Below are 19,724 nucleotides of genomic sequence, written 5' to 3'. Positions count from 1 at the left end.
GGGAACCCATGTCCGCCACCACCACCAACCCCGCCAAGCCCCGGTCCCTGAGCATCGGCCGCCTGCTCCTGGAGGGGCGCGCCTTCTTCGCGCTGATCGCGATCATCGCGGTCTTCTCGTTCCTGTCGCCGAACTACTTCACCCTGTCGAACCTGCTGATCATGTCCAGCCAGGTCGCGATCTTCGGCATCCTCTCCATCGGCATGCTGCTGGTCATCCTGAACGGCGGGATCGACCTGTCGGTGGGCTCGATCCTGGCGCTGTCGGGCGTGGTCGCGGGCGCGATGATGCAGGGGGTCGAGATCGACGCGATGGGCGTGATCCTCTATCCGCCGGTCTGGGCGGTCGTGGTGCTGACGCTCTGCGTGGGCGCGGCGGTGGGGGCGGTCAACGGCGTGCTGATCGCCGTCTTCAAGGTGCCGCCCTTCGTGGCGACCCTGGGCGTGATGTATGTGGCGCGCGGCATCGCGCTCTTGATGACCAACGGGCTGACCTACAACAACCTGCGCGGCCGCGAGGAGCTGGGCAACACCGGCTTCAACTGGCTGGGCTTCTACCGCATCGGCGGTGTGCCCATCAGCGTGATCGTGCTGGCGGTCGTGGCGATCGCCGCGGGGCTGATGCTGGGCCGGTCGGCCTTCGGGCGCTGGCTTTACGCATCGGGCGGCAACGAACGTGCGGCGGAACTGTCCGGCGTGCCGGTCAAGCGGGTCAAGATCACCGTCTACATGGTGTCGGGCGCACTGGCCGCCGCCGCGGGGCTGGTCCTGGCGTCGCAGCTGACCTCGGCCGGGCCCACGGCGGGCAACGCGTATGAACTGACCGCCATCGCCGCGGTCGTGATCGGCGGCGCGGCCCTGACAGGCGGGCGCGGCAACGTGCGCGGCACGATGCTGGGCGCCTTCGTCATCGGCTTCCTGTCTGCGGGCCTGGTGATCATCGGGGTCAGCTCCTACTGGCAGACGGTGTTCACGGGCGCGGTGATCGTGCTGGCCGTGCTGATGAACTCGCTTCAATACGGCAGCGGCACGCGCAAGACGTGAGGCCCTGCCCCCGACCTTCCCCGCGCGCCACAGGGATGGCGCGCGGAAAGACTGCCCCGCACCGGGCAGGACCACCACACCAAGGGAGAGAGACCAAATGATGAAGATGACGCGCCGGATGCTGATGGCCGCCGTGGCCACCGTGCCGCTGATGGCCGGATCGGCCTGGGCCGAGGGGCTGATCACCGTGATCGTGAACGATCCGGCCAACCCCTACTGGTTCACCGAGGGCGAGGTCGCCAAGGCCACCGCCGAGGAGCTGGGCTATACCGCCAACGTGGCCGCCCATCGCGGCGACACCAACACCGAAAGCACGCTGATCGACACCGCGATCACAAACCAGTCGGTCGCGATCATCCTGGACCCGGCCAATGCCGACGGTTCGGTCGGTGCCGTCCAGAAGGCCGTCGATGCGGGCATCCCGGTCTTTCTGGTCAACGCCGAGATCAACCAGGAGGGCCTGGCCAAGGCGCAGCTGGTGTCGAACAACGCGCAGGGCGCGGCCTTGGGCGCGCAGGCCTGGGTCGAGGCCATGGGCGAGGATGGCGGTCAGTTCGTCGAGCTGTTCGGCAACCCCTCGGACAACAACGCCCAGACCCGTTCGAACGGCTACGAGACCGTGCTGAGCCAGTATCCCGAGTTCGAGAAGGTCGGCCAGGAGGTCGCCAACTGGGACCGCACCCAGGGCTATCAGCGCATGCAGTCGCTGCTGCAGGCGAACCCCGACATCACCGGCGTCATTTCGGGCAACGACGAGATGGCGCTCGGCGCCATCGCCGCCTTGAAGGAGGCCGGCAAGCTGGACGCCGTGACCGTGGGCGGCTTTGACGGCAGCCCCGACGCCGTCGAGGCGGTGAAGGCCGGAGAGATGGCCTATACCGTCCTGCAGCCCGTCGCCGTCTTTGCCGAGGAGGCCGTCCGTCAGGCCGACACCTTCATCAAGACCGGAGAGACCGGGGTCGAGACCGAAAAGCAGCTGTTCGACTGCCTGCTGATCACGCCGGAGAACGTGGACAGCTACAGCGCCGCCTTCGTTCTGGACCAGTGACGCCACCGGGGCGCGCGCCGTCACGCGCGCGCCCCACCCACGCAAGGGCCGCATCCCCATGGACATGATCCCCTCGGACAGCCGACAGGCCCGCCTGCAGGCGCGGCGCCAGCTGATCGCGCAGGCTGTCATGGCCGAGGGCAGCCTGCGGATCGAGGATCTGACCGACCGCTTCGGCATCAGCCTGATGACCGCGCACCGCGACCTGGACGAACTGGCCGCCAAGGGCCTGCTGCGCAAGTCGCGCGGCATCGTGTCCGCCGCCCCCACCAGCCTGATCGAGGCCAGCGACCTGTATCGCGACACCCGCCAGGGTCCGCAGAAATCCGCCATCGCGCAGCTGGCGGCCCAGCAGGTCGAACCGGGCCAGGCGCTGTTTCTGGACGACAGCACCACCGTGCTGCGCATGGTGCCGCATCTGGCCGCACGGGTGCCGCTGACGGTCATCACCAACTCGCTGACGCTGATGAGCGCCATCAAGGAGATCGGCGACATGACGCTGCTGGGTCTGGGCGGCCAGTTCCACCATTGGTGCAACGCCTTCATGGGACCGCAGACCACCGCCCAGATCCGCCGCCTGCGTGCGGACGTGGCGATCCTGTCGATGGCCGCCGTCACCGACGACCAGGTCTTTCACCAGTCCCCCGAGATGGCCGAGACGAAGCGCGCCATGCTGGACGCCGCCAGCCGCCGCATCCTGCTGGCCGATCACACCAAGTTCACCCGCCGCGCCCTGCATTCCATGGGCGGCATCGAGGATTTCGACCTGATCGTCACCGACGACCGCACGCCCCCCGACCAGATCACCGCCTTGCGCCGCCGCGGCGTCGAGGTCCAGATCGCCGCGACGGGGGACTGACGCCATGCTGATCCTGGGCATCGACAACGGGCTGACCGTCACCAAGGCGGTGATCTTCGACGCCACAGGCCGGGTCCTGGCCACCGCGCGCCGCCGCGTGGCGCAGGTCATGCCCCAGCCCCGCCATGTCGAACGCGACATGGAGGACCTGTGGCGCCAGACAGCCGCCGCCGTGGCCGAGGCCATCGCCGCCTGCGGCCGCCCGGCCCGCGACATCGGCGCCGTCGCCGCGACCGCGCATGGCGACGGGCTGTATCTGCTGGACCGGGCGGGCGCGCCCCTGGGGCCGGGCATCCTATCGCTGGACAGCCGCGCGGGTGGCGTCGCGGATGGATGGCGCGCGGATGGGACCGCCGCGCACGCGCTGGCGCGGACGGGGCAGATGCCCCATGCCTCGGCACCGTCGGCGATCCTGGCGTGGCTGCGCGACCACGACCCCGCGCGCTTTGCCGCGATCGGCCATGTGCTGGCCTGCAAGGACTGGCTGACCTATCGCCTGACCGGTCGCATCGGCACCGACCTGACCGAGGCCAGCACCGCCTTCACCGATGTTGCGACCCAGGGCTTCGCCCCCGACATCCCCGGCATCTTCGGCCTGCCGGGCCTGCCCTTGCCCGAGATCGCCCTGCCCGACCAGGTCGTGGGCCATGTAACCGCAGACGCCGCCGCCCTGACCGGCCTGGCCGCGGGCACGCCGGTCGTGGCGGGACTGCATGACGTGACCGCATCGGCCCTGGGGTCGGACGGCTACGGGCAGGGCTGCGTCGCCATCGTCGCCGGCACCTATTCCATCAACGAGACCGTCACCGACCGACCCCTGTCCGATCCGCGTTGGTTCTGCCGCAACGGCATCGCGCGCGGCGAATGGAACGCCATGTCGATCTCTCCGGCGTCCGCCGCGAATTACGACTGGTTCCTGGACAGCCTCTGCCGCGAGGGCGGCGACCAGCCCGCCCATCTGCGCGTCATCCCGGAAATCGAGGCCGCCCTGGCCCGCCCCTCCAGCGCGCTGTTCCACCCCTATCTGTTCGGCTCGCCGCACGGGGCGCGGGCCAGCGCGGGCTTTTTCGGCCTACGCGGCTGGCAGGATCGCGGCGACATGCTGCGCGCCGTGATCGAGGGCATCGCCTTTAACCACCGCCACCATGTCGACGCCCTGCGCGACGGGTTCGCCCCCAGGGCGGCGCGGCTGACCGGCGGCATTTCCCGCGCGCCGGTCTTTGCGCAGCTGTTCGCGGATGTGCTGGACATGCCCGTGACCGTCAGCGCGACCGAGGAGGCCGCAGCCTGGGGCGCGGCGCTCTGCGCGGGCGCGGGGGTCGGGATCTTCGCCTCGCCGCGCCATGACCCGCGCGACATGGGCGCGATCAGCACCACCCATCACCCCGACCCCGTCCGCGCCGCCGACATGGCGCGCCGCTACGCGGTCTTCACCGACATCGCTGCCGCCATGGCCCCGCTGTGGCCGCGGATCGAGGCCCTGCAGGACATCCCATGACCCAAGACATCGACGTGCTGATCCTGGGCGCGGGCATCAACGGCGCGGGCCTGTTCCGCGACCTGTGCGAACAGGGCGTCAACGCGGTGATCGTGGACAAGGCCGATTACGGCGGCGGCACCTCGGCCGCACCCTCGCGCCTGATCCATGGCGGCATCAAGTACCTGGAGACCGGAGAGCTGCGCCTAGTCGCGCAATCCACGCTGGAACGGAACCTGCTGCTGAAAAATGCGCCGCATCTGGTCAAGCCGCTGCCGACGGTCATCCCGATCTTCTCCTGGCTGCGCGGCATCGGGCCGGCGCTGCGCACGCTGATGGGGTCGACCACCGCACCCCGCAGCCGCGGCGCGGTGCTGATGAAGGCGGGGCTGGCGATGTACGACTTCTATGGCCGCCGCCACAGGATGATGCCGCGCCATCAGCTGTGGTCGCGCGCGCGTGCCTTGCGCGAGATCCCGCCTTTGACTCCGCGAATCAAGGCCGCGGGACAATATTACGACGCCGCCGTCACCCTGCCCGAACGGCTGGTCTGGGAGCTGGTCGCGGACGGGCTGCGCGCCAACCCCGCCGCCCGCGCGCTGAATCACACCGCGCTGACCGGCACCGACGGCGACGTGATCCACCTTTCCGGCCCGCAGGGCGCGCTGTCCCTGCGCCCGCGCATCGTGGTGAACGCCGCCGGTCCCTGGATCGACCGCGTGAACGCAGCTCTTGGCGTGGCCACGCGGATGATCGGCGGCACCAAGGGCTCGCATATCCTGCTGGACCACCCCGAGCTGCTGGCCGCGCTGAAGGGCCGCATGATCTATTTCGAGGCCGATGACGGGCGCATCTGCCTGGTCTTTCCCTATCTGGACCGCGCGCTGGTCGGCTCCACCGACATCCGCGCGGACGATCCCGACGACGTGGCCTGCGACGACGCCGAGATCGCCTATTTCCTCGACGCGTTGCGCGGCCTGCTGCCGGGGCTCAGCTTCGGCGACAGCCAGATCGTCTATGCCTATTCCGGCATCCGCCCCCTGCCCGCCTCGGACGCGGCCAATCCCGGCCTGATCAGCCGCGACCATTCCGCGCCGGAGATCGCCCCCGACGCCACGCGGCCATGGCCGATCATCGCGCTGGTGGGCGGCAAATGGACCACCTTCCGCGGCTTCGCCGAGGAGGTCGCCGACGATCTTCTGGCGCGCCTGAACGCGTCCCGCCGCATCGCCACCGACAGGCTGCCCATCGGCGGTGGCCGCGATTACCCGGCCGATGCGGGCGCGTGGAGCGACGATGCGGCCCGGCGCACCCTGGCCGCGCCCGCCCGCGCGCGCAATCTTCTGGCGCGCTACGGCACGACCGCGGCGGCTATCCTGGCGGCCGAAGGGGCGGCGCCCATCATGCTGGCCGACAGCGATCACAGCGAACAGGAGCTGGACTGGATCATCCGCAACGAACAGGTCGGCACCCTGGCCGATCTGGTCATGCGCCGCACCGCGCTGGCCGTCACCGGCCATCTGTCGGTCCGCGACCTGGCGCGCATCGCCGAGATCTGCGCGGCTGCACTGGAATGGAACGCCGCGCGGCGCGACCGCGAATTCAGGGAAACACAGGCGATGCTGCTGACGCGGCACCGCCTGCGGATGGATCAGGCCGCGTCGGCCTGATCCAGACGGGCCAGACGCCCCTCGACGGCCAGCATCTGCGCGACCGCATGGGCGGCCTCGGCGCCCTTCTTGACGAAATGCTCGCGATAGAAACCGGTCAGCAGCTCGGTCTCCTGGTAATTGTGCGGCGTCAGCGAGACCGAGAACACCGGCACGCCCGTGTCCATGCCCGCCTGCATCAGGCCGCTGACCACCGCGCCGGCGACGAAATCATGGCGATAGATGCCACCATCGACCACCAGTGCCGCGGCCACCACGGCGTCATACTTGCCGGTCAGAGCCAGCTTCTTGGCCAGCTGCGGCATCTCGAAGGCGCCGGGCACGTCCCAAGCCTCGATCTGTGCACCGGGCATCAGGCTGGCGGCCTGGGTCAGGAAACCTTCATGCGCGCGGTCCACGACATCGGCGTGCCAGCGCGCCTTGATGAAGGCGATACGGGGGGATTTGGTCATCTTTCAGGAACCTTCCGTAAGTTGCGTCAGGCCCCCAAGGCATACCACCACGCGCGCCGGGGTGGCACACGGGGCGGTTCTCTTCCATCCGGACTATACCGTCGGCCCCGGAATTTCACCGGATCTGCTGACCCCCCTGCCATGGCAAGGGGCGCTCGCGGGCTGTCACCGCCGGTGGGGAATTGCACCCCGCCCTGAGAACACCATCAAGATAACGCCCCCGCACGCCCGCGCCAAGGCCCGGACGGGGAAATTCCGTCCAAGGTCGCGGCGTCACACGGGTTCGATATCGCCTTCCGCGCGGCGCGCGTGGAATTCCGCCACGAAGGCGTCCAGCCGTCCCGCCGCGATCGCGTCGCGCAGCCCCGCCATAAGCTGCTGATAGTAATGCAGGTTGTGCCAGGTCAGCAGCATGCCGCTGATCATCTCCTTGGCGCGGAAGACATGGTGCAGATAGGCCCGCGAATAGCCCCGGCAGCAGGGGCAGGTGCAATCCTCGTCCAAGGGGCGCGGATCGTCCTGGTGGCGGGCGTTCTTGATGTTGACCTGACCGCGCGGGGTCCAGGCCTGACCCGTCCGCCCCGACCGCGAGGGCAGGACGCAATCCATCATGTCGATGCCACGCTGCACCGCGCCCACGATGTCGTCCGGCTTGCCCACGCCCATCAGATAGCGCGGCTTGTCCACCGGCAGGAAGCCGGGGGCATAGTCCAGCACACCGAACATCGCCTCCTGCCCCTCGCCCACGGCCAGGCCGCCGACCGCGTATCCGTCAAAGCCGATGGCCTGCAGCGCCTCGGCGCTCTCCTCGCGCAGTTCGCGCGTGACGCCGCCCTGCATGATGCCGAACAGCGCATGCCCCGGCCGGTCGCCAAAGGCGTCGCGCGACCGCTGCGCCCACCGCATCGAAAGGCGCATGGAGGCCGCCACCGCCTCCTCGGTCGCCGGCAGCGCGGGGCATTCGTCGAAACACATCACGATGTCGCTGCCCAGTAGCTTCTGGATCTCCATGCTGGTCTCGGGCGACAGGAAATGCTTGGACCCGTCGACGTGGCTGGAGAAGGTCACCCCCTTCTCGGTCAGCTTGCGCAGGCCCGCCAGCGACATCACCTGGAACCCGCCACTGTCGGTCAGGATGGGCTTGGACCAGTTCATGAACCTGTGCAGCCCCCCCATCCGCGCCACGCGCTCCGCACCGGGGCGCAGCATCAGGTGATAGGTGTTGCCCAGCAGGATGTCCGCGCCCGTGGCCGCCACGCTGTCGGGCAGCATCGCCTTGACCGTCGCGGCCGTCCCCACCGGCATGAAGGCCGGGGTGCGGATCTGGCCGCGCGGCGTGTCGATGACGCCCGTGCGCGCCGCACCGTCGGTCGCCTGGAGGGTAAAGTTGAAACGCGTGGTCATGAGTCCGCCCGAGCCTTTGGAACCGGGCGCTTGTAGCGCCGCCCCCCGCCCGGCGCAATGTGGGGCGCCCACTGGACCGCGGGCGGTCGGTGCCCTATATAATCGGTCGGAATTGAAGGATGCTCCGATGACCGAACCCCTGATGGAAGGCGCGCCCCTGATCGCGCCGTCTTCGACCGACCATCCCCTCTACGAGCCCATCGTCGAGGCGTGCAAGACCGTCTATGACCCCGAGATCCCGGTCAACATCCACGACCTGGGCCTGATCTACACGATCGACATCAACGACGCCTCGGAGGTGCGGGTGATCATGACCCTGACCGCGCCGGGCTGCCCTGTCGCCGGAGAGATGCCGGGATGGGTCGCCGACGCCGTCGAGGCCGTGCCGGGCGTCAAGCAGGTCGATGTCGAGATGACCTTCCAGCCGCAATGGGGCATGGACATGATGTCCGACGAGGCGCGTCTGGAACTGGGCTTCATGTGATCGCCGGCCGGGGGGCGGTCTTGAACCGATGCCCCCCGGATGACTATCTTGAGGCCAAGCCCGAAAGGATATCGCCATGTTCGCCATGCCCGGCACCCCTCCCGTGACCATCACCCCCGCCGCCGCCGCCCAGATCGCGCGGCTGATGGTGGGCAAGAACGCCTATGGTCTGCGCATCGGGCTGAAGAAGGGCGGCTGCGCGGGCATGGAATACACGATGGAGCTGGCCCAGACCCCCACCGCGAACGAAGAAGTGGTCGAACTGGACGGCGCGCGCGTCATCATCGCGCCCATGGCGCAGATGTTCCTGTTCGGCACCCAGATCGACTATGAGACCGGCCTGCTGGAGCAGGGCTTCCGGTTCCGTAACCCCAACGTCACCGACAGCTGCGGCTGCGGAGAGTCGGTGAACTTTGCCCCGATCGAGGGCAGCCGCGCGCAGAGCTGAGCCTTGCGCGGGGGCGGGACGCTGGCTAAGCCTGTCCCGAACCCACGGAGGACCCCCATGGCACCGCGCAAACTTGCCGCTGGAAACTGGAAGATGAACGGCGATCTGGCCGCGCTGGATCAGCTGGACGACATGGCCGCCGCCGCCGAAGGTGCGACCTGCGACGTCCTGATCTGCCCGCCAGCCCTGCTGATCCACCCGATGATGGCCCGCATCGGCGCCAGCGACCTGCTGGTCGGCGGGCAGGATTGCCACCATGCCGACAAGGGCGCCCATACCGGTGACATCGCCGCCCTGCAGCTGCGCGACGCGGGCGCGACGCACGTCATCCTGGGCCATTCCGAACGCCGCGCCGATCACGGCGAGACCGACGCCATGGTGCGCGCCAAGGCGCAGGCCGCCCATGCCGCAGGCCTGACCGCCATCATCTGCGTCGGCGAGACCGAGGCCGAACGCGACGCCGAGCGCACCCTGGACGTGATCGCCACGCAACTGGCCGGGTCCGTCCCGGACGGCGCCAATGCCCGCAACACCGTTCTGGCCTATGAGCCGGTCTGGGCGATCGGCACCGGACGCACGCCGACGCTGGATCAGATCGCCCAGGTGCACGCGCTGATGCGCGACCACCTGTCCGCGCGCCTGTCCGACGGAGCCGATGTGGCGCTGCTCTACGGTGGCAGCGTCAAGCCCGCGAATGCGGCCGAGATCTTTGCCATCGCGCATGTGAACGGCGCGCTGGTGGGGGGCGCCAGCCTGAAGGCCGCCGACTTTGTCCCGATCATCACGGCCCTGGACGCCGCCTGATCGATTTTCACCATTGCGTCGCCTGACCCCGCCGGGTAATCAGGCGGCGCGTGCACCCGTAGCTCAGCTGGATAGAGCGCTGCCCTCCGAAGGCAGAGGCCAGGGGTTCGAATCCCTTCGGGTGCACCAAGATCCCCTAACCGATCCGATGCCGCCGCCAGACCTCGATCATCCATGCCAGCATGGTCGCGTTCAGGATGTGCCACATGAAATGCGTGCCGATGGGCAGCACGGCGCAGCTGGTCTGGTCCAGCGTGCGAAAGGTCAGCGACAGCGTCAGCAGCCCTGCCCCGATCGCCAGGCCCCGCGCCACGCGCGGCAGGCGGTTCCGCAGCAGGACCGCATAGGCCAGGATCAGCACCGGCACCGGGGCATAGCTGGCCGACGATCCCAGCCCCGGCACCTGCGCGAACAGCGGCACCGTGACCGCCGCATAGGGGATGAACCCCGCCGTCACCAGCGCCGCGACCCAAGGCCGGGCGCCCAGATAGTCGCGTGTGGCGGCAAACACGTAGATCAGGATGAACGTCAGGATCGGCAGGACGTCCATCAGCCCGGTCAGTCCGTTGGCATGGGTGTGAAACAGCCAGGACCCCAGCCCGATGACGAACAGCACCCCGGCCAGCACGCGCCCCGTCGCCATGCCCGGTCCCCGCAGGCGCCGCGCCATGACCAGAGCAGCCAGCAGAAAGGCCAGGTTGGTCAGCGCATTGACGGGTTCCGACCAGTATTCCGGCCCGGTGCGTTCGCAATAGGCGTCGACGGGGGCCAGCCAGTCCAATTCAGCCGTCGGCGCGGCTGGTGCGGCGTTCCATGAAGAACCACGGGCGCAGGGCCACGCCCAGCATGTTGCCCGCGAATGCCGCCACCGCCCACAGATAGCCGTGCAGGCTGCCCGACGCGATCCCCGAGAAATACGCCCCGATGTTGCAGCCATAGGCGATGCGCGCGCCGTAACCCAGCATCAGCCCGCCCACGACCGCGGCGATCACCGACCGCAGCGGGATCCGCAGCGACGGCGCGAACCGACCGGCCAGCGACGCGGCCAGCATGGCCCCCGCGATGATGCCGAAATCCATGACCGAGGTGACGTCCGAGAACACGCTTGACTGCAGCGCCTCGGCATTGGCGGGGCGCTGCCAGTAGCCCCAGGCGGTGGGGTCGATGCCGATGGCCTGCGCGATCTTGGCCCCCCACAGCGCAAAGGCCGAGGTGATGCCCCAAGGCCGCCCCGAAATCGCCAGCGTCAGGAAGTTCAGCACCACCAGCGCCACCGCGCCACCGACCAGCGGCCAGGGCCCGCGCAGCCAGCGTGCCATGCCGTGACGCTCACTTTCGGGGGGCTGCTCCAGCGTGCCGTGGCGGTTGCGTTCGACCCGCATCGTGATCAGCGCGATCGCCCCGAAGATGGTCAGAGACAGCGCGATCCCGCCCCAGGGACCAAGCGGCTGCCACAATGCGACAGGCTCCAGCGCGGGCAGGCTGGCCCACCAGTCGAAATGGACGGTGCCCATCACCGACCCCACGATGAAGAAGACCAGCGTGATCAGCATCCGCGCATTGCCGCCCCCGGCGGTGAACAGCGTGCCGGAGGCGCAGCCGCCGCCAAGCTGCATGCCGATGCCGAAGATGAACGCCCCCGCGATCACCCCCAGCCCGGCCGGAGAGACCAGCCCCCGCACCTCGTTCCCGAACAGCGTTCCCGATGCCAGGGCCGGAAAGAACAGCACCACCGCCATGGCCAGCAGCAGCATCTGCACCCGAAGGCCCCTGCCCCGGCGGTCCAGGATGAACACCCGCCACGCGGAGGTGAACCCGAACGCCGCATGGTACAGCGACATGCCCAAGGCCCCGCCCACCAGGAACAACGCGCCCTGCGCCGCCCCCTGGGTCAGCGCCAGCGCGATGGTGCCAAGCGCCAGGACAACCAGTGCCCCGGTTCCGGGAAGGCCCAATCCGGGGCGGGGGGTCAGGGTCTGTGCGTATGCCATGGCCGGTCCTTGTCATCGATGTTGGCAGGCAGATGGACCCGGTCGCGGGGAATTTGCAAGCCCCGCGCGGGTCGCCTCACAGCAGGAAGCTGTCGGCGTCCAGCTGCAGCCTGCCGCTCAGGCGGATCAGCATGTCCGGCAGGCGGTCGCCGTCCACGTCGACCAGCACGCGGGTCATCCCGTTCGCGTGGTCCCACCGCACCGAGGCATCCCCCGCCAGCGGCCCGCGTCCGACATAGTCGACATCCAGCGCCCGCAGGTCGATCACGTCCCGATCGGGGTCGAAATCGACGATCAGGTCCGGCGCGGCAAGGCTGCTGTCGGCGGCAGAGAAGAACCGGAACGTGTCCGCGCCCAGTCCGCCCGCCATCGAATCAGCCCCCAGCCCGCCGACCATCGTGTCGTTGCCCTGCTGGCCGAACAGGCGGTCGTTGCCCCAGCCGCCATCGACGATGTCGTTGCCCAAGCCGCCCTCGGCCCGATCGTGGCCGGCACCGGCGCGGATCGTGTCGAACCCCGCCCCGCCGCGGATCAAATCATCGCCCGCCCCCGCCAGGATGATGTCCGCGCCATCGTCGCCATAAAGGCTGTCGCGTCCGGCCCCCGCGGTCAGGCGATCGTCCCCTGTCCCGCCCGCCATCGCATTGTCGCCCTGCATGTCCGTCAGCACGTCGTTCCCGGCATCGCCGAACAGCCGGTCCGCACCGACATCCCCCAGCAGGGTGTCGTTCCCCGCGCCGCCATGCAGGATGTCGTTGCCCCATCCGCCCGACAGCCGATCGTGGCCGCCCATGCCGCGCAGGACGTTGCCTGCGGCGTTGCCATGGACCGCGTCATTGCCCGATCCCGCGACATAGCCCTCGATCACGGTGTTCTGGGCGATCTGCAGATTGCCGCGCAGGCCATAGATATCCGACATGGCCCCGGGACGCAGATCGACCCGCTGCGCCTGTCCATCGTTGGAGAAGTTCAGAACGTCATGGCCGCCTGCGTCATAGATGGTCATCGCCACGCCGCGCGCGTTCTGGACGGTCTGGTGAGAGCCCCCGTCCTGCGCCGAGAACACGCGCCCCAGCCAGCTGCTGCCCAGCGTATGGCCCACGCCATAGACCGTGTTGCCCGCGGTCAGCGACACCGCACCCGCGGCGCCGTACAGGCGCTGGATGGCGATGATATCGGCGGGCATCAGCGACGCCAGATAGGCGCCGCTGGCGGCGATGTTGGGGTTCTCGTCCTGGCCGAAATAGGACATCACAGAGGCCTGCCAGCTGTCGTTCACGAACCACGCGTCATCGGCGAAATTGCCGCTGCCGTTATAGGGGCCCTGGTGCCCCAGGCCCAGCGCGTGGCCGATCTCATGCACGTAGGTCTGATAGGAATAGGTGCCGATGCGCGCGCCATCCTGCGAGATCCAGTCCGTGGAGACGTTGATCGACGACCGCAGGATGCGCCCGCCCATGATCGTCGACTGGGCAAAGGCCCCGTCCTGGTTGTCGTCGAAGGTGATGTCGGCATCGCCGCGCTGTTCAACGAAGCGCAGGTTGGCGACCGCCGACCAGGCCTGCATCGCGTCGCGCGCCAGCGCCCGGCCCTGCGGCGTCAGGCCGCTGAAGTCATAGGTGATGATGTTGTCGCGCGACATGTCGAAGGACCGCGCGGACTGTCCGGTATCGGCCCAGAAGCCGTCGGTCAGATAGGTGGCCAGCTCGGCCATCGGGGCGGGCCGGGGCACGGGCGCCTCGGTCACGACCAGCTGATAGCTGCCGGTGCCCGCGGAATAGGCGCCCGCGTTCACGTAATAGGTCCCGGTCTGCGTGGGCGCGATGGTGATCAGGCTGTCCAGCCCCGCCCCCCCGTCGTCGTTCACGGCGACCACGCGGCCATCGGGGCCGCGCAGTTCCAGCAGCGGATCTAACAGGCTGACGCCGTTCAGGGCGATTCGATAGGTCGTGCCGGCCTCCAGACGGACGGCCACCCAGTCGTTGTCGCCCGAAAATCCGACCGTGCCGTTGAACACGTCCCCCGGCGCCATGCGATAGGGGGTTCCCCGCCCCCCCGGCGCGTCGCCCTGTTCGCGCAGCGTCGCGCTGAGCAGATCGACGGTGGAACCCGCGAACTCCGACCCGGCGCAGGATTTGTCATAGGGACGAAGGTTGGCGCAGATCTGGCACATGCGTGCGGCTCTTTCCTAATCGGGCAACCCGTATCGCAGCAGGTCGCGGGCAAAGCTGGTGAAATCGTCGGGCTGCAGGTCCCGGTCCGTGACGCTGAAATCCATCCGCTGGCCGGGCCGGTCGCCCTGGTCGGTCACGCGGTCCAGCTGTGCGGACAACGCCGTGGGCCCCGTGGCCAGGACGCGCAGGCGCATCCCGCCCTTCGGGTCCTGGGCGCGCAGCGCGTCGCACAGGGCATCGGCCTGGACCATGTCCACACCTTGGGCCGGGGCGCATTGGACGGTCGGCGCCTCACCGCCTCCGCCGGCATCGACGCGGCAGGCGGCCAGCATCAGCGGCGCGAAAGCAAGACCGAGGGTCACGATTCGCGCGGACGGACGCATGATGAATTCCTAAAAAAAACGGGCGGCAGTGGCCGCAGACCAATGCATCTTATTATGTCGCGCAGGCCGCGCCGGTAAAGGGAGATGTGTGTCCGTCAGACGCCCAGATGCCGTTCTGCCACAGCGGAATCGTTCAAAAGCTGCGCATTGTCGCCGGACCAGACGGTGCGTCCCTTCTCGATTACCACATGGCGGTCGGCAAAGCGGGTCAGGGCCGACAGGTTCTTGTCCACGATCAGAATCGCCTCGCCCTGGTCCTTCAGGCGCGTCAGGCAGGACCAGATCTCGTCCCGGATCAGGGGGGCCAGGCCCTCGGTCGCCTCGTCCAGCACGATCAGGCGGGGGTTGGTCATCAGCGCCCGGCCGATGGCCAGCATCTGCTGCTCGCCGCCCGACAGCTCACTGCCCTTGTGGCCCATGCGTTCGGACAGGCGCGGGAACAGCTCGAGGACGCGCGGCAGGGTCCAGTGTCCGGGGCGCGCGGTGGCGATCAGGTTCTCGCGCACGTCCAGTGTCGGAAAGACCTGCCGCCCCTCGGGAACCAGGCCCAGGCCCGCGCGCGCGATGCGGTGCGGTGCGGTGCGGGTCACGTCGCGCCCGTCTATGCTGACGCGCCCTCCCCGTGCCGCCAGCAGGCCGAATATCGTGCTGATCGTCGTCGTCTTGCCCATGCCGTTGCGGCCCAGCAGGGTCACCACCTGCCCCTGCCCGACCGACAGGTGGATGTCGTGGAGGACCTGCGCCTCTCCGTAACCGGCCTGCAGCCCCTCGACGACCAGCATCACGCATCCCCCAGATAGGCGGCGCGCACCGCCGGATCGGCGCGCACCTGATCGGGCGTGCCGGTCGCGATGATCCGGCCATAGACCAGCACGCTGACCCGGTCGGCCAGCGCAAAGACCGCGTCCATGTCATGTTCGATCAGCACCAGCGTCACCTGCCCCTTCAGGCCCGCCATAACCTGAACCAGACGCTCGGCCTCTGCCCCGCTGGTCCCGGCCAGGGGCTCGTCCAGCAGCAGCAGGCGCGGCCGCGTGGCCAGCGCGATGGCCAGCTCCAGCGCACGCTTCTCTCCATGCGACAGGCTGCCGGCGCGGGTGTTGGCGCGGTCGGCCAGGCCCACGCGGGACAGCGCGTCCCGCGCCTGCGCGTTCAGGCCGTCGTCCCGCGCGACGGGGGCGAAGAAGCGGAAGCTGCTGCCCGCATGGGCCTGCACGGCGGTGGCCACATTCTCCAGCACGGTGAAGCCCGGCAGGATCGAGGTGATCTGGAAGCTGCGCGACATGCCCGCCCGGACCCGCGCGGGCATGGGACGACCCATCATCTCGGCCCCCGCAAAGCGGACCGAGCCCGCATCCGACCCCGCCTGCCCCGAAAGCTGCGCGATCAGCGTGGATTTCCCCGCCCCGTTCGGGCCGATGATGGCGTGCAGCTCGCCCTCGGTGACCTCCAGGTCCAGATCGTCGGTGACCTTCAGCGCGCCATAGGATTTGCGCAAGCCGCGCACGGAGAGAAGGCTCATTTTGCGCGCCCCCTGAAAAGCCCCGTCAGCCCGTCGCGCGAGAACAGCACGACCAGGATCAGGAGCGCGCCGAAGATCAGCCGCCAATGTTCGGTGAAGAGCGCCAGCCATTCCTCCAGCAGCAGCGCCAGCGTGGCCCCGGCGATGGCGCCCAGCAGGTTGCCGATGCCGCCCAGGACGACCATCACCACCAGTTCCCCCGAGCGGTGCCAGTTCATGTAGGAGGGCGAGACGAAGCTGGCCTGATTGGCCAGGATCACCCCGGCGATGGCCGTCATCGCGCCCGAGATGACGAAGGCCGTCAGCTGAAACCGGAAGGGGGTGAAGCCCACCGCCTGCATCCGCAGCGGGTTTTCCCGCGCCCCCGTCAGCACGCGGCCGAACCGCGACCCGGTGATCGCGACACACAGCAGATAGAGACCCAGCAGCATCGCCAGCGCGGCGTAATACAGCACCCGGTCATCGGCCAGCCAGTCCTGCCCCAGCACGGTCGACCGCGCCGTCAGCGTCACCCCGTCATCGCCGCCATAGGCCGACAGCGAGACGAAGAAGAAATAGGCCATCTGCGCGAAGGCCAGCGTGATCATGATGAAATAGATGCCCCGCGTGCGCAGGCTGATCGCCCCGGTGACCAGCGCGAACAGCGCCCCCGCGACCACCGCCACGCCCAGATGCGCGCCCAGATCGGTGATGCCCGCGCGCGACAGGATCGCCACCGCATAGGCGCCGATGCCCAGATAGGCCGCATGGCCAAAGCTGACCATGCCGCCATAGCCCAGGATCAGGTCCAGCGCCAAGGCCGCCATGGCAAAGGCCAGAATGCGCGTCGCCACGACGACCAGATAGGGGTCCCCCGTCATCGCCGCGATCAGCGGCAACAGGGCGAAACCGCCGAAGATCGCCCAGGCCGCAACCCGGCGGCGCATCAGCCAGCGGGTCATGGGCGCGCTCCGAACAAGCCCTGCGGCCGGGCAGCCAGGATCGCGGCCATCAGCACATAGACCAGCATCGGCGCCAGCACGCGCCCGGTCTGGGCGGCGGCGGAGGGCTCCATCACCGCGCGCAGGATGATCGGGCCAAAGCTGCGGCCCAACGTGTCGACGATCCCCACCAGCAGCGCCCCCGCGAACGCCCCCTTGACCGAGCCGATGCCGCCGATGACGATCACCACGAAGGCCAGGATCAGCACGCTTTCCCCCATGCCCGGATCGACCGACAGGATGGGTGCCACCATCGCCCCCGCGAACCCCGCCAGCATCGCACCAAAGGCGAAGATCACCGTGAACAGCCGCCCGATATCGACGCCAAGCGCGCCCACCATCGCGCGGTTGGTGGCGCCCGCCCGCAGGCGCATGCCGATGCGGGTGCGCGTGATGACCAGCCACAGCCCCACCGCGACCGCCAGCCCCGCCGCGATCACCACCAGCCGGAATACCGGATAGCGCAGCGCACCCACCAGCGGCACCGACCCCGACAGCGCATCGGGCGGCAGGATCGACAGCGGCGACTGGCCCCAGATGATCTTGACCAGTTCCGTCACCACCATGACCAGCCCGAAGGTCGCCAGCACCTGATCCAGATGCGGGCGGTCATAGAGCCTGCGAAAGATCAGCGCCTCCAGCACCAGCCCGATGACCAGCGTCGCGGGAAGCGTCAGCAGAAGGCCCAGCCCGTAACTGCCGGTCATGCCCGCGAACATCACCACCAGATAGGCGCCGACCATGTAGATCACGCCATGGGCCAGATTCACGAAATCCATGATCCCAAAGACCAGGGTCAGCCCGGCGGCGATCAGGAACAGAAGGACCCCCAGCTGCACCCCGTTCAGCAGCTGCAGCAGGAACAGGCTGGTCATCGGTTCAGTTCATCTGGCAGTTGGCGGCGTAATTGTCCTGATAGTCGTCGAAGATCTTCTCGACGACCGAGGTGGCGAACTTGCCGTCCTCGCGCTGCACCACCGTGGTGAGGTAAAAGTCCTGAATCGGGAAGTGGTTGGGACCAAAGCTGAAATCGCCGCGGACCGAGGTGAAGGGCGCCTTCTCCAGGGCCGCGATCAGCGCGTCACGATCGGTGCCGCCCGCCTCGCGCAGCGCGCCGTCGATCAGGCGGGCCGCGTCATAGCCCTGCATCGCATAGACGCCGGGCACATGGCCGTATTTCGCCTCGTAGGCCGCGACGAAGGCGGCGTTTTCCGGCGTGTCCAGATCGGGCGCCCAGTTCGACCCGGCAAAGAAGCCCAGGGCCGCCTCGGCCTGCGCGGGCAGCGTCGCCTCGTCCACGGTGAAGGCCGACAGGAAGGGGATGCCCTCCAGCCCCGCCTGGCGATACTGGCGCACCAGGTTCACACCCATGCCGCCCGGCATGAAGGCGAAGACCGCATCGGGCTGCATCGCGGCGATCTGGGCCAGTTCGGCGGAATAGTCCAACTGGCCCATCTGGGTGAAGATTTCGCCCGCGACGCCGCCGGTATAGCTTTTCTTGAAGCCCGCCAGCGCATCCTGCCCGGCCTGATAGTTCGGGGCCAGCAGGAAGACGTTCTGGAACCCCTGCGCCTGCGCATGGGCGCCCATCACCTCGTGCATCTGGTCGTTCTGATAGGACGTCGCGAAGAAGGCCTTGTTGCATTCCGCCCCGGCCAGGTTCGATGGGCCGGCATTCGGGCTGATCAGGATGCCGCCGCCCTGCGTGACCGGCTGCACGATGGCGCCCGCGACGTTGGAGAAGATCGGCCCGACCACGATGTCCGCGCCGTTCCGCTCGACCAGTTCGCGGGCCTTGTTGGCGGCGACGTCGGGTTTTTGTTCGTCATCGACCACGATGATCTGGGTGGGGATGCCGCCCAGATCGCCGATCTCCTCTGCGGCCAGCAGGAAGCCGTCGCGCGCCATCTCTCCCAACACGGCGCCGGGGCCGGAGAGCGTCAGCAACACGCCCACGGTCAGCGTGTCGTCCTGCGCCATGGCCGGGGCGGCCAGGGCGGTCGTTGCGGCAAGCGCCGCGATCAGCGAACGGGTCTGGGTCATGGTGCGGTCTTTCCCTGTTGGCGGGGACCGCGTTGGTCGCGGCCCGGTTCGGATGCCTTGACACCAGAACGCAACAGGCGGGCGCGACCTGTCAAGAAATTATTTCAGGCTTAAAACATTTGGCCAAGAAAAAGGGGCCGCGCCACACGCGACCCCGATCCCCTGACCCTGCGGCGATCAGAAGCCGAAGGAGAACCGACGCGTCACGCCAAGGCGCAGCGAGGGCTGGTATTCTTCCTGGACGACCGGCGAATCGCCGGCGTCGCCGATCAGCTTGCCGTAACGCACCTCGCCCAGGACGGCGGTGGTGTCGTTGATGGCATAGCGCGCCTCGAAGGTGATCGCGGCCTCGTTCAGACCGCCGCCGGGGGCGCTGGCGGGCAGGCCGCTGGTCACGCTTTCGGCGGGCGTCACGCCGAAATAGGTGTTGTTGAAGTCGTCATTGCCATAGACGACCTCGGCCCCGGACCACAGGGTCACGCGGTCGCTCAGCTCGGTGCGGTACTTCGCGCCGACCTCTCCGGTGATGCCCTCATGGCCCTCGAACCCGCGGCGCACGCTGCCATAGGCCGTCACCGGCCCCGCGCCATAGCTGACCCGCAGGCCCAGCTCATAGGCGCGGTCGATGTCGTCCAGCCCCGTCAGGGCCGCGTCGTCGCTGCTTTCACGCTTGCCCACGGTGCCGAAGGACGGCGCGATCGAGAATCCCTGCGCAGGGGCCGTGCCGACCGGACCGAAGCCCGCGTCGCGCCAGATGATCCACGGCGCGACCTCGGCATCCTCGGCACCGGGATAGGCCGGGCGCAGCGCCGCACCGACGCCCAGATCGACCGAGAATGTGCGCCCCCCTGTAGCCCCGAAATCCTGCGCATGGGCGGGAATGGCGAACAGGACGGCAAGGGCCAAGGCATATTTCATGGGGGCGATTCCGCGCAAAAAGGG

General features: G+C 68.7%; 20 protein-coding genes, 1 tRNA gene and 1 riboswitch. Of the genes, 9 read left to right on the top strand and 12 right to left on the bottom strand.

The window, feature by feature from the left end:
• Positions 1-8 precede the first annotated feature (8 nt).
• The 5 genes from F1642_RS00425 to F1642_RS00405 all read left to right on the top strand — a co-directional run bounded on the left by F1642_RS00425 (position 9) and on the right by F1642_RS00405 (position 6,097).
• Entirely contained in the window at positions 9-1,043 is a 1,035-nt protein-coding gene (locus tag F1642_RS00425) for an ABC transporter permease (protein ID WP_194885176.1), read from the top strand.
• A 97-nt stretch (positions 1,044-1,140) separates the two neighbouring features.
• Positions 1,141-2,091, top strand: coding sequence for a D-ribose ABC transporter substrate-binding protein (locus F1642_RS00420; RefSeq protein WP_255522019.1), 951 nt, complete (start codon positions 1,141-1,143; stop codon positions 2,089-2,091).
• Positions 2,092-2,149: 58 nt separating this feature from the next.
• A complete protein-coding gene (locus F1642_RS00415) occupies positions 2,150-2,950 on the top strand; it encodes a DeoR/GlpR family DNA-binding transcription regulator (RefSeq protein ID WP_194885175.1) in 801 nt (266 codons plus the stop codon).
• A 4-nt stretch (positions 2,951-2,954) separates the two neighbouring features.
• Positions 2,955-4,448: an FGGY-family carbohydrate kinase gene (locus tag F1642_RS00410; RefSeq protein ID WP_194885174.1), complete on the top strand. Its 1,494-nt coding sequence runs from the start codon at positions 2,955-2,957 to the stop codon at positions 4,446-4,448.
• Positions 4,445-6,097 (top strand): glycerol-3-phosphate dehydrogenase/oxidase, encoded by a 1,653-nt coding sequence (locus F1642_RS00405; RefSeq protein ID WP_194885173.1) that lies wholly within the window; start codon positions 4,445-4,447, stop codon positions 6,095-6,097. The genes F1642_RS00410 and F1642_RS00405 overlap by 4 nt, the downstream gene beginning before the upstream one ends.
• On the opposite strand, the gene F1642_RS00400 is transcribed toward F1642_RS00405, so the two are convergent.
• Together F1642_RS00400 and tgt are read right to left on the bottom strand one after the other, a co-directional pair.
• Positions 6,079-6,549, bottom strand: a complete 471-nt coding sequence (locus F1642_RS00400; protein WP_045981537.1) for a 6,7-dimethyl-8-ribityllumazine synthase — start codon at positions 6,547-6,549, stop codon at positions 6,079-6,081. The two genes, F1642_RS00405 and F1642_RS00400, sit on opposite strands and share 19 nt — an antisense overlap.
• A gap of 72 nt (positions 6,550-6,621) precedes the next feature.
• Positions 6,622-6,755, bottom strand: a riboswitch (FMN riboswitch).
• Between the two features lie 67 nt (positions 6,756-6,822).
• Positions 6,823-7,953: a tRNA guanosine(34) transglycosylase Tgt gene (tgt, locus tag F1642_RS00395; protein WP_194885172.1), complete on the bottom strand. Its 1,131-nt coding sequence runs from the start codon at positions 7,951-7,953 to the stop codon at positions 6,823-6,825.
• A 127-nt stretch (positions 7,954-8,080) separates the two neighbouring features.
• Between tgt and F1642_RS00390 the strand changes: the two genes are divergently transcribed.
• The 4 genes from F1642_RS00390 (at position 8,081) to F1642_RS00375 (ending at position 9,818) form a co-directional block, all read left to right on the top strand.
• Positions 8,081-8,437 (top strand): SUF system Fe-S cluster assembly protein, encoded by a 357-nt coding sequence (locus F1642_RS00390; protein ID WP_045981535.1) that lies wholly within the window; start codon positions 8,081-8,083, stop codon positions 8,435-8,437.
• 76 nt (positions 8,438-8,513) lie between these two features.
• Entirely contained in the window at positions 8,514-8,885 is a 372-nt protein-coding gene (locus F1642_RS00385) for an iron-sulfur cluster assembly accessory protein (protein WP_194885171.1), read from the top strand.
• Positions 8,886-8,942: 57 nt separating this feature from the next.
• Positions 8,943-9,689 carry a triose-phosphate isomerase gene (gene tpiA, locus F1642_RS00380; RefSeq protein WP_194885170.1) on the top strand — a complete coding sequence of 249 codons (747 nt, stop codon included), beginning with the start codon at positions 8,943-8,945 and terminating at the stop codon, positions 9,687-9,689.
• Between the two features lie 52 nt (positions 9,690-9,741).
• Positions 9,742-9,818, top strand: a tRNA-Arg gene (locus F1642_RS00375).
• A gap of 7 nt (positions 9,819-9,825) precedes the next feature.
• Here F1642_RS00375 and F1642_RS00370 read toward each other — a convergent pair.
• From F1642_RS00370 to F1642_RS00325, 10 genes are all read right to left on the bottom strand, one after another.
• The gene (locus F1642_RS00370) at positions 9,826-10,470 is read right to left on the bottom strand and encodes a ceramidase domain-containing protein (RefSeq protein ID WP_194885169.1); all 645 of its coding nucleotides are present in this window, start codon (positions 10,468-10,470) and stop codon (positions 9,826-9,828) included.
• A 1-nt stretch (position 10,471) separates the two neighbouring features.
• Positions 10,472-11,680: a YeeE/YedE family protein gene (locus tag F1642_RS00365; protein WP_194885168.1), complete on the bottom strand. Its 1,209-nt coding sequence runs from the start codon at positions 11,678-11,680 to the stop codon at positions 10,472-10,474.
• Positions 11,681-11,756: 76 nt separating this feature from the next.
• Positions 11,757-13,853: a M10 family metallopeptidase C-terminal domain-containing protein gene (locus F1642_RS00360; RefSeq protein WP_194885167.1), complete on the bottom strand. Its 2,097-nt coding sequence runs from the start codon at positions 13,851-13,853 to the stop codon at positions 11,757-11,759.
• Between the two features lie 15 nt (positions 13,854-13,868).
• The gene (locus F1642_RS00355) at positions 13,869-14,237 is read right to left on the bottom strand and encodes a hypothetical protein (RefSeq protein WP_157020454.1); all 369 of its coding nucleotides are present in this window, start codon (positions 14,235-14,237) and stop codon (positions 13,869-13,871) included.
• 95 nt (positions 14,238-14,332) lie between these two features.
• The gene (locus tag F1642_RS00350; protein WP_194885166.1) at positions 14,333-15,019 is read right to left on the bottom strand and encodes an ABC transporter ATP-binding protein; all 687 of its coding nucleotides are present in this window, start codon (positions 15,017-15,019) and stop codon (positions 14,333-14,335) included.
• The gene (locus F1642_RS00345) at positions 15,019-15,759 is read right to left on the bottom strand and encodes an ABC transporter ATP-binding protein (RefSeq protein ID WP_194885165.1); all 741 of its coding nucleotides are present in this window, start codon (positions 15,757-15,759) and stop codon (positions 15,019-15,021) included. Before F1642_RS00345 ends, F1642_RS00350 begins: the two co-directional genes overlap by 1 nt.
• On the bottom strand, positions 15,756-16,700 hold the full coding sequence (locus F1642_RS00340) for a branched-chain amino acid ABC transporter permease (RefSeq protein WP_194885164.1): 945 nt from the start codon (positions 16,698-16,700) through the stop codon (positions 15,756-15,758). The genes F1642_RS00345 and F1642_RS00340 overlap by 4 nt, the downstream gene beginning before the upstream one ends.
• Positions 16,697-17,614 carry a branched-chain amino acid ABC transporter permease gene (locus F1642_RS00335; RefSeq protein ID WP_194885163.1) on the bottom strand — a complete coding sequence of 306 codons (918 nt, stop codon included), beginning with the start codon at positions 17,612-17,614 and terminating at the stop codon, positions 16,697-16,699. Before F1642_RS00335 ends, F1642_RS00340 begins: the two co-directional genes overlap by 4 nt.
• 4 nt (positions 17,615-17,618) lie before the next feature.
• A complete protein-coding gene (locus F1642_RS00330; RefSeq protein WP_194885162.1) occupies positions 17,619-18,782 on the bottom strand; it encodes an ABC transporter substrate-binding protein in 1,164 nt (387 codons plus the stop codon).
• A 177-nt stretch (positions 18,783-18,959) separates the two neighbouring features.
• Positions 18,960-19,700: a MipA/OmpV family protein gene (locus tag F1642_RS00325; RefSeq protein ID WP_194885161.1), complete on the bottom strand. Its 741-nt coding sequence runs from the start codon at positions 19,698-19,700 to the stop codon at positions 18,960-18,962.
• Between the last annotated feature and the right edge of the window lie 24 nt (positions 19,701-19,724).

The organism is Paracoccus sp. NBH48, from assembly GCF_015390265.1.
Lineage (GTDB): Bacteria > Pseudomonadota > Alphaproteobacteria > Rhodobacterales > Rhodobacteraceae > Paracoccus > Paracoccus marcusii.
This window is presented reverse-complemented; position numbering and strand designations above follow the sequence as displayed.

What these genes read in the sequence shown, in the direction of transcription:
- F1642_RS00335 (WP_194885163.1), bottom strand. Translation starts at nt 17,614, where the DNA reads ATGACCAGCCTGTTCCTGCTGCAGCTGCTGAACGGGGTGCAGCTGGGG.
- F1642_RS00400 (WP_045981537.1), bottom strand. Translation starts at nt 6,549, where the DNA reads ATGACCAAATCCCCCCGTATCGCCTTCATCAAGGCGCGCTGGCACGCC.
- F1642_RS00340 (WP_194885164.1), bottom strand. Translation starts at nt 16,700, where the DNA reads ATGACCCGCTGGCTGATGCGCCGCCGGGTTGCGGCCTGGGCGATCTTC.
- F1642_RS00405 (WP_194885173.1), top strand. Translation starts at nt 4,445, where the DNA reads ATGACCCAAGACATCGACGTGCTGATCCTGGGCGCGGGCATCAACGGC.
- F1642_RS00425 (WP_194885176.1), top strand. Translation starts at nt 9, where the DNA reads ATGTCCGCCACCACCACCAACCCCGCCAAGCCCCGGTCCCTGAGCATC.
- F1642_RS00360 (WP_194885167.1), bottom strand. Translation starts at nt 13,853, where the DNA reads ATGTGCCAGATCTGCGCCAACCTTCGTCCCTATGACAAATCCTGCGCC.
- F1642_RS00365 (WP_194885168.1), bottom strand. Translation starts at nt 11,680, where the DNA reads ATGGCATACGCACAGACCCTGACCCCCCGCCCCGGATTGGGCCTTCCC.
- F1642_RS00330 (WP_194885162.1), bottom strand. Translation starts at nt 18,782, where the DNA reads ATGACCCAGACCCGTTCGCTGATCGCGGCGCTTGCCGCAACGACCGCC.
- tpiA (WP_194885170.1), top strand. Translation starts at nt 8,943, where the DNA reads ATGGCACCGCGCAAACTTGCCGCTGGAAACTGGAAGATGAACGGCGAT.
- F1642_RS00390 (WP_045981535.1), top strand. Translation starts at nt 8,081, where the DNA reads ATGACCGAACCCCTGATGGAAGGCGCGCCCCTGATCGCGCCGTCTTCG.
- F1642_RS00415 (WP_194885175.1), top strand. Translation starts at nt 2,150, where the DNA reads ATGGACATGATCCCCTCGGACAGCCGACAGGCCCGCCTGCAGGCGCGG.
- F1642_RS00385 (WP_194885171.1), top strand. Translation starts at nt 8,514, where the DNA reads ATGTTCGCCATGCCCGGCACCCCTCCCGTGACCATCACCCCCGCCGCC.
- tgt (WP_194885172.1), bottom strand. Translation starts at nt 7,953, where the DNA reads ATGACCACGCGTTTCAACTTTACCCTCCAGGCGACCGACGGTGCGGCG.
- F1642_RS00345 (WP_194885165.1), bottom strand. Translation starts at nt 15,759, where the DNA reads ATGAGCCTTCTCTCCGTGCGCGGCTTGCGCAAATCCTATGGCGCGCTG.
- F1642_RS00420 (WP_255522019.1), top strand. Translation starts at nt 1,141, where the DNA reads ATGATGAAGATGACGCGCCGGATGCTGATGGCCGCCGTGGCCACCGTG.
- F1642_RS00355 (WP_157020454.1), bottom strand. Translation starts at nt 14,237, where the DNA reads ATGCGTCCGTCCGCGCGAATCGTGACCCTCGGTCTTGCTTTCGCGCCG.
- F1642_RS00410 (WP_194885174.1), top strand. Translation starts at nt 2,955, where the DNA reads ATGCTGATCCTGGGCATCGACAACGGGCTGACCGTCACCAAGGCGGTG.
- F1642_RS00325 (WP_194885161.1), bottom strand. Translation starts at nt 19,700, where the DNA reads ATGAAATATGCCTTGGCCCTTGCCGTCCTGTTCGCCATTCCCGCCCAT.
- F1642_RS00350 (WP_194885166.1), bottom strand. Translation starts at nt 15,019, where the DNA reads ATGCTGGTCGTCGAGGGGCTGCAGGCCGGTTACGGAGAGGCGCAGGTC.